We start from the raw sequence: 16,903 nt of genomic DNA, 5'->3' as shown, positions 1-16,903 counted from the left end.
GCAGGAAGATGTCACACTCAGCGTGTCCGGCGATCTCGACAGCACGGACGTGGACAACGGTGCCACGGCGGCCTGGTCTGTCGATGGCGGCGGTGCGGGCACGTATGGCGATCTGTCGGTCGATGGCAACGGCACCTGGACCTACGATCTGCGCAACGCCGACGCCAATGTTCAGGCGCTGGCGGTCGGCGAGAGCCACGACGAAGTGTTCACGGTTGTCGTGACCGATGAGCATGGTGCGACGGATACGCAGGATGTGACAGTTACCGTAACGGGCACGAACGACGATCCCATTGTCACGTCTGGCGGCGACGTCACGGGTAATGTCGAGGAAGACGTCACACTTTCCATCTCCGGCGATCTGGACTCGACGGACGTGGACAATGGGGCAACGGCGGCATGGAGCATCGCCGACGGCGGTGTGGGCGCCTATGGCGACTTGTCGGTCGATGCGAACGGTACCTGGACCTATGTGCTCAACAACAGCGCGGCCAACGTGCAGACGATGGCGGTCGGCGAGAGCCATGACGAGGTGTTCACGGTCATCGTGACAGACGAGCACGGCGCGACCGACACCGAGACCGTGACGGTCACGGTGACGGGTACGAACGACGACCCAATCATCACGGACGGCGGCGATGTGGCCGGTGACGTTCAGGAAGACGCGACACTCTCGGTCAGCGGTGACCTCGACAGCACCGACGTGGACAATGGCGCAACCGCTACTTGGTCTGTCGATGGCGGCGGTGCGGGCACGTATGGCGATCTGTCGGTCGATGGCAACGGCACCTGGACCTACGATCTGCGCAACGCCGACGCCAACGTACAGGCGCTGGCCGTGGGCGAGAGCCATGACGAGATGTTCACGGTCGTGGTGACCGACGAGCATGGCGCGACTGACACCGAGACGGTCACCGTCACAGTGACCGGCACGAACGACGATCCCATTGTCACGCCTGGCGGCGACGTCACGGGTGATGTCGAGGAAGACGTCACACTTTCCATCTCCGGCGAGCTGGACTCGACGGACGTGGACAATGGGGCAACGGCGGCATGGAGCATCGCCGGCGGCGGCGCCGGCACCTACGGCGATCTGTCGGTCGATGCGGACGGTACCTGGACCTACATGCTCAACAACGGTGCGGCCAACGTGCAGGCGCTGGCCGTGGGTGAAAGCCATGGCGAGGTGTTCACGGTCGTCGTGACCGATGATCATGGGGCGACCGACACAGAGACCGTGACGGTTACCGTGACGGGCACGAACGATGCGCCGATCATCACGCCGGGCGGCGACGTCACGGGCGGTGTCGAGGAAGACGTCGCACTCAGCGTGTCCGGTGATCTGGATTCCACCGACGTGGACAATGGCGCTACGGCGGCGTGGTCCATCGCGGGTGGCGGTGCGGGTGTCTATGGCGACCTGTCGGTCGATGCCAACGGCACCTGGACCTATGACCTCCGCAATGGCGACGCCAACGTACAGGCGCTGGCCGTGGGCGAGACCCACGATGAGGTGTTCACGGTGGTGGTCGCCGACGAGCACGGTGCGACCGACACAGAGACGATCACGGTTACGGTGACCGGTACGAACGACGCGCCGATTGTCACGCCGGGCGGCGATGTCACGGGCGATGTCGAGGAAGACGCGACGCTCTCAGTCAGTGGTGATCTGGACTCCACCGATGTGGACAACGGCGCATCAGCAAGCTGGTCTATCGCGGGCGGCGGCGCCGGCACTTATGGCGACCTGTCGGTCGATAACGACGGCACCTGGACCTATGTGCTCAACAACGGTGCGGCCAACGTGCAGGCGCTGGCGGCGGGAGAGACCCACGACGAAACCTTCACGGTCGTCGTGACCGATGAGCACGGCGCGATCGACACCGAGACTGTGACGGTCACGGTCACCGGCACGAACGACGCGCCGGAGATCAGCTTCACCATCGGCAACGACGCCGGGACGGTCGTCGAGGACGACGCGACCAACACGGTCACGGGTCAGCTTGACGGCACGGATGTCGACAACGGCGCGGTACTGAACTGGTCGGTCGATGGCGGCGGTGCGGGTGCCTACGGCAACCTGGCTGTCGATGCCTCTGGCCAGTGGACCTACACGCTCGACAATTCCACACCATCGCTGGACGACCTCGACACCGGTGAGACGGCGACCGAGACGTTCACGGTCACGGTGACCGACGAGCATGGCGCGTCCGACACCCAGACCGTCACCGTCACCATCGACGGCAACACGGACAACGCGCCGCCGACGGTCTCCGACGTGTCGGTCACGCCGGCGGTCGTTGCCCAGAACGATGCCGGGCCGGGCGGCGCGACCCTCGGCGAGGCGGTGAATGTCCTGCTCAGCGCGGGCGCTTCGACGAGTTTCACGGTCACCGTCGAGCGGCCGGTCGAAACCGACATGATGGACATTCTGGTCCTCAACGATGCGTCGGGCAGTTTTCATCCATTTCTTTCGGGATTCTCGGAGTTGTCGCCGGCTTATGCAGCGTCTTTGCTCGAACTGTCGGACAGCTCGTCCATCGGTTTTGCGAGTTTCATCGACAAGCCGCAAGCGGGCAACTCGACGTCGGAAGCGGTCGATTATGTCTATTTCACGAGTGATGGCCGTCACGGCAATGATGGCCTCGAGATGCAGGGCGGCAATTTCGTCAACGGCATCCACGACCAGCTGCAGAATCTGGGCTGGGGCCATGATATCGCCGAGGCGTCGCTTGAGGCACTGATGCTGGCGGCGCTGGGTGCCGGCGGTGAGCATGTGGGTGGGGGCCCCGGCGTGTCGCTCGACTGGCGCGAGGGCGCGCAGAAATTCGTCGTCATCACGACGGACGCACCCGCGCATGTCGCGGGGGATTCCGGCGGGACGCCGAACAACGGCGACGGTGTGTCCGACCCCGGCGAGGACTATCCGGAGCTTGCACAGGTCCGCGAGGCGCTGCTCGCCGACGGCATTGTCCCGATCATTGTGTCCACCCGTGAATCCAGTACGGGTCAGCTGGAGACCATCATCGAAGACTGGGGCTTCGGTGGCTATACCGCGATCACAGGTGAGCAGGAATGGCTGAGCGCGGTGCGCGATGCCATCGAAGAGGAACGCGAGACATTCGCTCCGATCGTCGTCGGCGACGATGCGGGCTACGCCACAATCACGCCGGTGTCGGGCTTCTCGGACGTGCTCGTCGGTGAGCAGGTGACCTTCAACGTCACGGTCAGCGCGCCTGCGGGACCGTCCGCCATCACGCCCGATACATTCGACATCCAGATTCCGGGCCACGGGACCGTGACCGTCACGGTGAGAGGAACGGACGCGGACACATTTGCCGGCGGCGACGTCGTGACCGGCGCGTTCGACGGCGACGATATCGACCCTGAAGACGATCCGACGACTCTGACCTACGACATCGTGGATGGGCCGGCTGAAGGGACCGCCGTCAACAATGGCGACGGCACCTTCGCATTCGAACCGGGCGCGGACTTCGACGATCTGGCGCAGGGCGAGACCCGGGACGCGACCTTCACCTATTCCGCGACAGACAGCCACGGCGCGACGAGCGCGCCGGCGACGGTGACGATCACGGTTGGCGGGGTCGACGACGCCCCCGATGCCGCAGACGATACCTTCACGATCGACGAGGATGTGTTCGTGCCCGGCGTGGGTGCCGGAATCGCGGGCAATGTCCTCGCCGACAACGGCAACGGCGCCGACGTCGATCCCGAAGGCGGCGCGCTGACGGTATCCCTGCTGCAGACCGCGGCCCATGGCGGTTTGACCCTCAATGCCGACGGGAGTTTCCACTACACGCCGCAGGATAACTTCAGCGGTACCGACAGCTTCCGCTACCAGGTGGAGGACGAATCCGGGCTGCTCGACACCGCGACCGTGACGATCAACGTCACCGAGGTCGCCGATGTCCCGAATTTCCATTACGGCATCGGTCCGGGTGAGCTCCTTTACGGCAGCGATGCTGCTGATACGTTCCAGGATGACGGCGGCTTGATCGCGGGGGAATACTCCACCGACCTTCCGCTCGGCGGCCAGACCTATCTCGGCGGTGCCGGCAACGACACGTTCATCGATGTCGGCGACGGCGAGGCGGATTTCTACACCGGCGGGGCGGGCGACGACCTGTTCTGGTACCGCCAATACGACGTGACCAGCTCGCTCGATCAGAGCAACATGGTCATCACGGACTTCGTGGCAGGCGCGGGTACCGAGGATGTGATTCACGGTGTGCTCGGCGCATTTGTCGGGTCCTTCGGTAGCCTGATCTCCGGCGCCGACCAGGAAGACTACGGCACCGTGCTGAATCTGGGTGATCACAAGATCACGCTGATAGGCGTCAACAAGGTCGATCTCCACCCCGACGACTTCCGTAGTACGACGAATGATGATCCGGTCATCACACCGGGCGGCGATGTCGTCGGCGATGTGCGTGAGGACATCACCCTGTCGGCCACGGGCGACCTCGAATCGACCGATGTGGATGAAGCGGCGACCGCGACATGGTCGGTTCAGGGCGGCGGCAACGGGACCTATGGCGACCTGTCGGTCGATGCGAACGGCACCTGGACCTACGATCTGCGCAATGGCGATGCCAACGTGCAGGCGCTGGCCGCGAACGAGGCCCAGAACGATGTTTTCACAGTGGTTGTCACCGACAATCACGGCGCGACCGACGCCGAGACGGTGACCATCACCGTGAATGGCGAGAACGATGCGCCGGAGATCAGCTTCGCAGCCGGCAACGATGCGGGCACGGTCGTCGAGGACGACGCGACGAACACGGTCACGGGTCAGCTCACCGGGACGGATATCGACAACGGCGCGTCAGCAAGCTGGTCTATCGCGGGCGGCGGCGCCGGCACTTATGGCGACCTGTCGGTCGATGCGAACGGCACCTGGACCTACGATCTGCGCAACAACGACGCGAACGTGCAGGCGCTGGCCGCTGGCGAGAACCATGACGAGCTGTTCACGGTCGTCGTGACCGACGAGCACGGCGCGACAGACACCCAGACGGTGACGGTCACGGTGACGGGCGCAGAAGACGCGCCGGTGATCACGGGGACTTCGTCGGGTGCGACGTCCGAGGACGGTGTTCTTGCGGCGACGGGTACGCTCGCGGCGTCCGATGCGGATGGAGTCGACAACCCGACCTTCGTGGCTCAGACGGGCACGGCGGGCGCATTCGGTTCGTTCGATCTGACGGCGGGTGGCGACTGGACCTACAGCCTGGACAACGCTGCCGCGCAGGCCCTTGCGAGTAGTGAGACCGTCACGGAGGTGTTCACGGCGACGGCGACAACCGGGGACGGAGAGTCCGTTACACAGACTGTCACGGTCACGGTCACCGGCACGAACGACGCGCCGGAGATCAGCTTCGCCGCCGACAACGACGCCGGGACGGTCGCGGAGGACGATGCGACGAGCACGGTCACGGGTCAGTTGACGGGAACCGACGTCGACAACGGCGCGGTCCTGAACTGGTCGGTCGATGGTGGCGGCGCGGGCGCTTATGGCGCGCTGGCGGTCGATTCCTCTGGCCAGTGGGCCTACACGCTGGACAATTCCACACCTGCGCTGGAAGACCTCGATACGGGTGAGACGGCGACCGAGACATTCGACGTCACGGTGACCGACGAGCATGGCGCGTCCGACACGCAGACCGTCACCGTCACCATCGACGGCAATACGGACAATGTGGCCCCGGTGGCGCAGGACGATGCCGTCTCGGGCGATGAGGACACGATCATCTCGGGTGACGTACTGGCCGACAACGGCAACGGCGCGGACAGCGATGCGAATGGCGATGTGCTGACAGTTTCGTTGCTGGCCGATGTCACGAACGGCAGCCTTGTGCTGAATGGCGACGGGACGTTCGACTACACGCCCGACGCAGACTTCTTCGGCACGGACCAGTTCACCTACCAGATCAACGATGGCAATGGCGAGACTGATACCGCGACGGCGACGATCACCGTGGACCCGGTTAACGACGCGCCGATCGCGGTCGATGATGTTTTCACCCCCGGCGGCGGCCCGCTGGACATTTTTGCGGTCGAACTTTCCGGCCGAGACATCCGGGTGCTGCAGGAGGATGGTGCCGGCAACTACATCACCACATTCGATGAATTTGGCGACGGCCTGGCCTTCCGTGACGTCGGTCTTGCCGACCTCGACGGCGATGGCGATCTCGATGCTGTTCTTGCCGGCTGGTCGCGCAATGACGAAGAGATCGATCCGTTCGATTTTCGGCCCGGCGCCGATGTTCAGATACTCCGCAATGACGGCGGCAGCTTTAGCGTCGTCCAGCAGATTGAGGTAACTGGTGTCGGCGAAGCCCTGGAACTGGCCGATCTTGACGGTGACGGCGACATCGATGTCGCACTCGGCGTGATCACCGGAACGGGAGACCCGGTCAATAGCTGGATCTATGTCAATGACGGCGAAGGCGCATTTACGCCGGGGCTCGAACTCGATGTGATCGGCGAAGGCGTGGAAATAGGCGTCTACGATCTTGCCGTCGGCGATTACGAAGGCGATGACGGGATCAACGGGGTCGGCGCGCTGGAACTGTTCCTGGGCACCGAAAGAGGCCTCGGCCTTTGGGGACAGGGCGCTCAGCCGGGCTTGCCGATGCCGGGCTTCGGTACCTTGAGTCCCTCGGGCTCGAACAATGCTGACATCTACGCCCTGAAAATGTTCGATGTTGACGGCGATGGTGCTGATGAGCTTGTCATACTCGAGAACAGCTCGATCTGGTACTGGCCATCCGACGATTTTGGTTTCGGCGAAGCGCAGTTGCTTGCGGACACTTTTAGTTTCCCGGACGGCTTTACCGGTGTCGGTCTCGCCGTTGGTGATATCGATGGCGATGGAGATGGCGACATTGTCGCCGGTGAGAATCTTTTTTTGGCCGACGTCGAGGATAATTTCGGCGACCCGGAAACGACGTTCACGGCCCAGTTCGGTGTCTTCGAGGAAGGCCAGGATGCGTGGCAGCAGGAACTCGTCGATCTAGACGGTGACGGGGATCTCGACCTGCTGACCGCAACCGGTTTTGAACTCATTCTGCACGAGGGCAACGGCGACGGCACTTTCGCCGATTCCGTGGTCATTGCGAATAATGTCACCAGCTTCGCGGCCGGCAATATCGCTGGTGGCTCGACGGTGACGGAGGATCTGCCGGTTGGCATCTCGGCGGCCGAACTTCTCGCCAATGACAGCGATCCCGACGGCGATCCCATCACCATGACGGGGGTCAGCGCGCTCAGCGCCAATGGCGCCGCGGTCAGTTTCGATGGCACCGACATCACTTACGATCCGACCGCCGCGGCGGCGATCCAGGGGCTGGGTGCGGGCGAGACGCTCGACGACACGTTCACCTACACGATCAGCGACGGCAATGGTGGCACTGCCTCCGCAACCGTGACGCTCACCGTCGAGGGCGAGAACGACTTGCCGGTGGCAGTGGACGATGCGGTGAATGTCGACGAGGACGGTTTCGTCGTGATCACGCCGCTGGTCAACGATACCGATACCGATGCCGGCGATACGCTGCGGCTCCTGTCGGTGACCCAGCCAACCCATGGCACGCTGCAGAGCGAGCCGGGCCTCTCCGGCAACGGGTACCGGTATGTGCCCGATGCCGATTTCAACGGCACCGACAGCTTCACCTACGTCATGTCCGACGGGAACGGCGGTTCGTCCGAAGCGACGGTGAACATCACGGTCACGCCGGTGAACGACGCGCCGGTAATCACGGGCGCATCATCGGGCACGGTCGTTGAGGATGACGCCACGAACACGGTGACTGGTCAGCTCAACGGAAACGATGTCGACGATGGCGCGGTCCTCAGCTGGTCAGTCGATGGCGGCGGCGCGGGCGCCTATGGGGCGCTTTCCGTCGATGCCTCGGGCCAATGGACCTACACGCTGGACAATTCTACTCATGATCTTGAAGACCTGGACACGGGCGAGACGGCGACCGAGACGTTCGATGTCACGGTCACCGATGAGCACGGCGCGATGGATACCCAGACCGTTTCCGTCACGATCGACGGCAACACGGACAATTTCGCACCGGTGGCATTTGATGACGCGATCCTGCGCATCGATTCGACGCTCGATGTTTTCAGCCCGCAGTGGGGCAGCGATACCACGAAGGTCTCGTTCCAGAACCAGGACGGGACATTCTTAAGGGTTACCGAGAACACGCGCGCGAACGAGTCCCGGGATGTCTCCATCGCGGATTTTGACGGCGATGGTGACGAGGATGCCTTCATTGCTGCCGAAGACGGCACGTCGCAGGTTCTCCTCAACGACGGCGACGGCGGTTTCGTGTTGGGACAGGAGATTGGTGGCACCTTGTTTGCCAGTGCCACGGGCGACTTCGACGGCGACGGCGACATCGATCTCGTCGTCGGAAGTGATTCAGGTGAATCGAACGAGGTCCTGCTGAACGACGGCAATGGTGTGTTCACGGCACATCAAACCCTGAATTCCCTGCCGAGCCGCGACATTGAAGTCGCGGACATGAACGGCGACGGTATCGACGATATTCTTGTGTCGACCCTGACGCGGGGCCAGGTCTTTGCCGGGGATGGCGCCGGCAATTTTGCTGAAATCTCGGGCTGGGATCTCGGATCCAATCCCCAGGCCTGGGACATATCGCTGGGGGACGTGGACGGCGACGGCGATCTGGACCTTGTCGCGGGCAATGTCGTGACGAACATATCCGGGACCGCGACGGCGCGCCTGTTCCTCAATAACGGCGACGGAACGTTGTCGGGTCCTTCGCCGGCGTTCACATACGACGGCGGCATCCTGTCTCTCGATCTCGGCGACATCGACGGTGACGGCGATGCCGACGTGGTGATTGGCCGGACCTCTGGAGACGGGGACTCGATCGTTCTTCGGTCCAACGGGAACGGCAATTTCACGGAAATCCAGGCATTGGCCGGAAGCGGCGACGGCGTTCATGAAACCCGGCTTGTCGATATGAACGATGATGGCGTGCTCGACATTGTTCAGGCCGGCGTATCGGGAACGTACCTGTGGGACGGCAACGGCGACGGCACCTTCGGCGCGCGCCAGACCCTGGATGCCGGCGAGGCAAGGTCTGTCGGCATCGGCGATTTCGATACCCACGGGATTTCCTTCATTCCGAACGAGGATGAACCCCTGGTGATCGCGGGGGATGACCTCCTGGCGAATGACCTGGATATCGAGGGTGACACGCTCAGTATTTCCGGGCTCGATTCCGACGGGGCGCTGACGGCCACGTCCGCGAACGGCGCGGCCGTGACGCTCGATCCCGTCAGCGGGAACATCACCTACGATCCCACGGCCGCCGCCGGCGTCCAGGCACTGGCCGACAGGGAAACGCTCTTCGATACCTTCACCTACACGATCTCCGACGGCAACGGCGGCACCGACAACGCGACCGTGACGGTCGAGGTGTCAGGGGCAGATGTTGTTTCGGGGGACGTTCAGGAAGACGTGGCTCTCGGCACATCCGGTGACATGGATACGGCGGACCCGGACGACGCCGAAACGGCGATCTGGACCGTTGATGGCGGTGGTGCGGGCACCTATGGCGATCTGTCGGTCGATGCCAATGGCACCTGGACCTACGATCTGCGCAACGGCGATGCGAATGTTCAGGCGCTTGCCGAGGGCGAGGCCCATGACGAAGTGTTTACCGTCGTTGTCGCGGACGAGTTCGGTCCAATCGACTCTCGGCTTGTGACCGTAACCGTCACCGGGACCAACGACGCACCTGAAATCACGTTCACGGCCGGCAACGACTCCGCCACGGTCGTTGAGGACGACGCGAGCAATACGGTGACCGGTCAACTCACTGGCGCGGATGTCGACAATGGCGCGGTCCTCAGTTGGTCGGTCGATGGCGGCGGCGCGGGTGTCTACGGGGCGCTTTCCGTCGATGCCTCTGGCCAGTGGACCTACTCGCTCGACAATTCGATCCCCGCGCTGGCAGACCTCGACACGGGCGAGACTGTTGACGAGGTGTTCACGGTCGTGGTTACCGACGTGCATGGCGCATTGGACTCGCAGACGGTAACCGTCACAATTGACGGCAACACCGACCCGGACGCGCAGGACGATGCCGTCTCGGGTGACGAGGATACCGTGATTTCGGGTGATGTCCTGGCCGACAATGGCAACGGGGCGGACAGCACCGTGAATGCGGGCACGCTGACCGTGTCATTGCTGGGTGATGTGTCGAACGGCACGCTGGTGCTGAACGGCGACGGCACTTTCGATTATACGCCGGATCCGGACTTCGACGGCACGGACTCCTTCACCTACGAGATTTCCGACAGCAGCGGCGGCGCCGACAGCGCGACGGCAACCATCACCCTCAATCCGGTCAACGACGCGCCGGTGGCATTCGATGATGGTTTTGTCGGGGACGAGGATACGGCGGTCACCGGCAATCTCTTCGCGGACAACGGCAATGGCGAGGATTTCGATGTCGACAATTTCAGCCTGCGGACGGAAGCAGGAACGTTCCCGACGACGTCGGGCGGCTCCGTCGAAATTGCCGTGAACGGCGACTTCACCTACACGCCCGTCGCGAACTTCAACGGCATAGACAGTTTCACCTACGAACTCACCGACAATGATGGTGCGACGGACACGGCGACGGCCACGATCACGGTCAACCCGGTGAACGATGCGCCGACCGCGCAGAATGACGCGTTCTCCGGCGATGAAGATACGGTGATTTCCGGCAACGTGCTGGCCGACAATGGCAACGGTGCCGATAGCGATCTCGATGGCGATACCCTGACCGTCTCGCTGACGAGCGATGTGTCGAACGGCACGCTGGTATTGAACCTGGATGGCAGTTTCGACTACACGCCGGACGCAGACTTCTTCGGGACGGACAGTTTCATCTACGAGGTCTCGGACGGGAACGGCGGCACGGATACGGCGACGGCCACGATGACGGTCGACAACATCAATGACGCGCCGGTCGCGCAGGACGATTCGGTCTCGGGTGACGAGGACACGGTCAGCTCCTTCGACGTGCTCGCCGACAACGGCAACGGCGTGGACAGCGATGCCGATGGCGACTCGCTCGAGGTCACGGCCGTCGATGGCGTGAGCGCCCTGGGCGCCGTCGTGTCCTTCGACGCGGTGACCGGCGAGATTTCGTACGATCCCACGTCGGCGGCGGCGATTCAGGCATTGGTCGAAGGCGAGACGATCAACGACGGCTTTACCTACACCGTCTCGGACGGCAACGGCGCCACCGACACGGCCATCGTCACCGTCGTCGTGCAGGGCGCCAACGAAGCCCCGGTCGTGTCATTCTCGGCGGAAACCTCGAACGTGGTCGAGGATCAGCCGGGTGCGTTGTCGGACATTACGATATCGGATGCCGACAGCTCGAAATCGACGGTCACCCTGACAGTCAACACCGGTGAACTCGTACTTGGGGCCACGGCCGGGCTCACGGTTGTGGACGGTGACGGCAGTGACGGCACGCTGACCCTCTTTGGCGAGACCGTAAACATCAACGCGGCCCTGACCCACCTCGACTATCTGGGAAACCAGGATTTCTTCGGCACCGACACCCTGACGGTCACGGCGACGGACCCCGACGGAACGACGGGTACGGGGCTGCATGACATCGAGGTTGAGGGGGTGAATGATGCCCCGGTGTCGATCGATGACGCGATCCTGCGTCTCGAACCGACCCTCGATGTCTTTGTCCCGCAGTGGGACAGTGAACTCACGAAGGTGTTGTTCCAGAATCAGGACGGGACATTCACCAGGGTTACCGAGAACACACGCGGGAACGAGTCCTGGGATGTCTCCATCGCGGATTTCGACGGGGACGGCGACGAGGACGCCTTCATCGCCGCCGAAGACGGCACGTCGCAGGTTCTGCTCAACGACGGCGACGGCGGTTTCGTATTGGGACAGCAGATCAGTGGAGGCCTGTTGGCCAGCGCCACGGGTGACTTCGACGGCGACGGGGACATCGACCTCGTCGTCGGAAGCGAATTTCTTGAATCGAATGAAGTTCTGCTGAACGACGGCAGCGGTGTGTTCACGGCGCATCAAAGCCTGGGCCTGCTTGAGAGCCGCGACATCGAAGTTGCAGACGTCAACGGCGACGGCATCGACGATCTTGTCGTTTCGACCATGGCGCGAGGGACTGTTTTCGCGGGCGACGGCGATGGGAATTTTGCCGAAATCTCTAATTGGAATCTCGGGGCCTTTCCGCAGGCCTGGGATGTATCGCTGGGGGATGTCGACGGCGACGGGGACCTGGATCTTCTCGTCGGAAATGTCATTACAAACGGGCTGGGGAACGCGACGGCGCGCCTGTTCCTGAATTCCGGCGACGGGACGTTCACGGGGCCTTCGTCGGCGTTCGAATACGGCAGCGGCATCCTGTCCCTGGACCTCGGGGACATCGACGGCGACGGGGATGCCGATGTGGTGTTCGGCCGGACCCTTGGCGGGGGCAACTCCATTGTCCTTCGTTCCGACGGAGACGGGAGTTTCACTCAGGTTCAGGCACTGGACTCGAGCGGCAACGGCGTACATGAAATCCGATTTGTCGATATGAACGATGATGGCGTGCTCGACATTGTTCAGGCCGGCGTGTCGGGAGCCTTCCTCTGGGATGGAAACGGCGACGGCACCTTCGGTGCGCGCCAGACTCTGGATGTCGGCGCGGCACGGGCTTTCGGCATCGGCGATTTCGACCTGCATGGCGAACCGCGTGTTGCGCGCGAGGACGCGCCGTTCGTGATCGCCGGGGATGACCTCCTGGCGAATGACCTGGATATCGAGGGCGACACGCTCAGTATTTCCGGGCTCGATTCCGACGGGGTCCTGACGGCTCTGTCCGCGAACGGCGCGACCGTGACGCTCGATCCCGTCAGCGGGAACATCACCTACGATCCCACGGCCGCCGCCGGCGTTCAGGCGCTGGCCGAGGGGGAACCGCTCTTCGATACGTTCACCTACACGATCTCCGACGGCAACGGCGGCACCGACAGCGCGACCGTGACGATCGAGGTGGCCGGGGCCAACGACGTGCCCGACGCGGTCGACGATTCGATCGTGACAGACGCGGACACGATCGTGTCCGGCGATGTCCTGGCGGACAACGGCAATGGTGCGGACAGCGACGTGGATGCGAGCGACATCCTGACGGTTTCGCTGATCAGCGACGTGTCCAACGGACAGCTGGACCTCCATCCAAATGGAAGTTTCAAGTACACGCCGGATGCCGGCTTCAGCGGGACCGACTCGTTTGTCTACGAAATCTCTGACGGCAATGGCGGGACGGATACGTCCACGGCGACGATCACGGTCAACGCACCGAATGTCGCGCCGGTCGCGGTCGACGACGCGATTTCCGGCGACGAGGATACGGTCATTTCCGGCGACGTTCTGGCGGATAACAGCAATGGTGCCGACAGCGATGCCAATGGTGACGTTCTCACCGTGTCTCTGGTCTCGGGCGTCTCGAACGGCACGCTGGTGCTGAACGGTGACGGAACCTTCGACTACACGCCGAACGCGGACTTCAACGGTGCGGACAGCTTCACCTACCAGATCGATGACGGAAACGGTGGGGCCGACACCGCGACGGCGACCCTCACCGTCAATCCGGTCAATGACGCGCCGGTCGCCGCAGATGATGCGTTTGCGATGGACGAGGACGACTTCCTGTCAGGAAATGTGCTCGCCGACAACGGCAATGGCGCAGACAGCGACATCGACGGCGACAGCCTGACCGTCTCGCTTGTCGGCGATGTGTCGAATGGCAGTCTCACGCTGAATCGCGATGGCAGTTTCGACTATCAACCGGGCCTCGATTTCAACGGGTCGGACGGCTTCACCTATCAGGTGAATGACGGCAACGGGGGGATCGATACGGCGACGGCGACGATCACGGTCGCTCCGGTCAATGACATTCCCGACGCGCCGACCGAGCTTACCTTTCTGATCGACGAGAACAGCCCTGTCGGCACCGTCCTCGGACAGGTCGTCGGATCTGATGTCGATGGTGACACGCTGATCTATTCGATCGTGGGGGGTAACGACAACGGATCGTACGAGATTGATCCAGCTACCGGTGTGATCACAGTCGTCGACAACACGCTGCTCGACTTCGAGACCTTCCCCGCGGAGGGCATTTCCGTGCGCGTCTCTGACGGGGAGTTCTTCCCGCCGCCGACGCTTGTCATTGCAGCGCTGGTCGACGTGAACGAGGCGCCGGTGATCACGGGCGATCACACGATCACGGCGTCGGAGGACATGACGCCGACGGTCCTGACGACGGCGGATCTGGGGGCGTTCGATCCGGACGACGTGGACAACGCGGTCACGTTCACGGTGACGGGCAGCCCGGCGAACGGTGCGCTGTCCGCGAGCAGCTTTACGCTGGCGGACATCATCGCGGGGACCGTGACCTACACCCATGACGGTGGTGAGACATCTTCGGACAGCTTCACGGTCCAGGTCTCGGACGACGACCCGGCGACGGGCGGCACGGCGACGATCAATATCGGCATCACGAATGTGAACGATGCGCCGGCGATCACGGGCGATCACACGATCACGGCGTCGGAGGACATGACGCCGACGGTTCTGACGACGGCGGATCTCGGGGCGTTCGACCCGGACGATGCTGACAGCGCGGTGACCTTCACGGTGACGGGCAGCCCGTCGAACGGTGTGCTGTCTGCGAGTAGCTTTACGCTGGCGGACATCATCGCGGGGACCGTGTCCTACACTCATGACGGCGGCGAGGCATCGTCGGACAGCTTCACGGTCCAGGTCTCGGACGACGAGCCTTCATCGGGTGGCACAGCGACGATCAATATTGGCATCACGCCGGTCAACGATGCGCCTGTCGCGGTCGATGACGCGTTCTCCGACCTGGCCGGTTTCACCTACAACCCGGACAACGGCCACTGGTACAAATGGACCGACGCGGAGCTGTTCTGGACCGATGCGGCGTTCGCCGCGTTCGATGAGGGTGGCCATCTGGCGACCATTACTTCCCAGGAGGAGAACGACTTTATCCAGGGCCTGATCGGGGCGGGAGAAATCGCCTGGATCGGCGGCGATGATATCGCCAGCGAGGGCACCTGGCAGTGGTCCGTAGGTGCGGAAGCCGGGACAGTTTTCTGGAATGGCAGTCCAACCGGTGCGTATGAGAACTGGGGCCCGGGGGAGCCGAACAACGGCGCAGGCGGCAACGAAGACTGGCTGATGATCGCCGCAGACACGGGCTTGTGGAACGATGCGCCGGGCAATGCCAGCATGGGCTACATCGTCGAGGTTGGCGACGACATCCTTTCCGACGAGGACGAGATTTCGATCGTCGATACCGCGGACCTGCTGGCCAACGACTTCGATATCGAAGGTGACACCCTGACGGTCACGTCGGTCTCGGCGACCAGCGCATTCGGCGCGGCGATCACGCTCAACGGCGATGGCACGATCACCTACGACCCGACCGGTGCGGCGGCCCTGCAGTCGCTGGAGGACGGCGAATTCGTCGTCGATTCGATCACCTACACGATCACGGACGGCAACGGCGGGTTCGACACCGCGACGGTCAGCGGCGCCATCGTCGGCGCGACCGACGGTCCTGACGCCGAGGACGATACGATCGTTATCGATGAGGAAGAAACCATCGTTATCGATGTGCTCGCGAACGACAGCCATCCGGAAGGCCGTCCGCTCACGCCGATTGCCTCGACAAACCCGCTGCATGGCTTCCTGACGTTCGACGCGGGTACCAACGAGTACACCTACACGGCGAACCTGGACTTCGCGGGCACGGACAGCTTCGAATACACGATTGTCGACGATGTGGGCGGTCAGGACACGGCCACGGTGAACATCACCGTGAACCCGGTCAATGACGCGCCGGTGTTTGGCGGCGATCACCAGGTCACCGTCAACCAGAGCGGACTCGTCGTGTTGAGCACGCTGGACCTGAGCGCCTTCGATCCCGACGATGCAGATGTGGACGTGACGTTTGTCCTGAATGGCGCACCCGCGGGCGGCAGCTTGACCAACGGCGGCGTGGCGCTGTCGAACGGTCAGAGCTTCACGCTGGCGGACATTCTAAGCGGTGATATTGCCTACGATCATGCCGGTGCGACGGCTGCGGATGATTCGTTCATTGTCGAACTGCTTGACGACGACCTGGCGAGCGGCGGCACGGCGACTATCGATATCAATGTCGTCTCTCCGCCGGCACCGCCGGTGGCCGTGACTGATAACTACGTCATCTCCAGCACGGTCAACGTGTTCATGGACCTTACGGCCAACGATACGGATCCGAACGACGACCCGCTGTCACCGATTGCGTCGACCAATCCGGTGAATGGCTTCCTGGGCTTCAACGGGGCGGATGAAACCTATTTCTACATTCCGACGGCCGGCTTCACGGGCACGGACAGCTTCACCTACACGATTACGGACGGAAACAGCGGCTTCGACACGGGGACGGTGAACATCTCGATCCTGGCCGATGGAGATCCGCTGATCGGAACGGCGGCGGATGAAGTCCTGCAGGGCAGCAGCCTCGATGACACCATATCGGGTGGCGGCGGCGACGATTTGTTCCAGTTCGACAATGGTGACGGGGACGATACGGTTACCGATTTCACGGCGGGTGCGGGTTCAGACGATCGGTTGGATGTTTCGGAATTTGGCTTCACGGATCTCGCAGATCTGCTGGCATCGACGAATGACAGCGGTGTGGACACGGTGATCGACCTGGACACGGACGACAGCGTCACCCTAATCGGGGTCCAGAAGGCCGACCTCCACGACGACGACTTCCTCTTCTAGGCGGGCTGCAAGACG

At 63.0% G+C, this 16,903-nt stretch carries 1 protein-coding gene; it reads left to right on the top strand.

What is annotated here, in order from left to right; translation table 11 throughout:
* Positions 1-22: 22 nt before the first annotated feature.
* Positions 23-16,888 carry an Ig-like domain-containing protein gene (locus tag ABJ363_17850; protein MEP4380853.1) on the top strand — a complete coding sequence of 5,622 codons (16,866 nt, stop codon included), beginning with the start codon at positions 23-25 and terminating at the stop codon, positions 16,886-16,888.
* The last annotated feature ends 15 nt before the right edge of the window (positions 16,889-16,903 follow it).

This window comes from Alphaproteobacteria bacterium (assembly GCA_039980135.1).
Classification (GTDB): Bacteria; Pseudomonadota; Alphaproteobacteria; order UBA6615; family UBA6615; genus UBA8079.
This window is presented reverse-complemented; position numbering and strand designations above follow the sequence as displayed.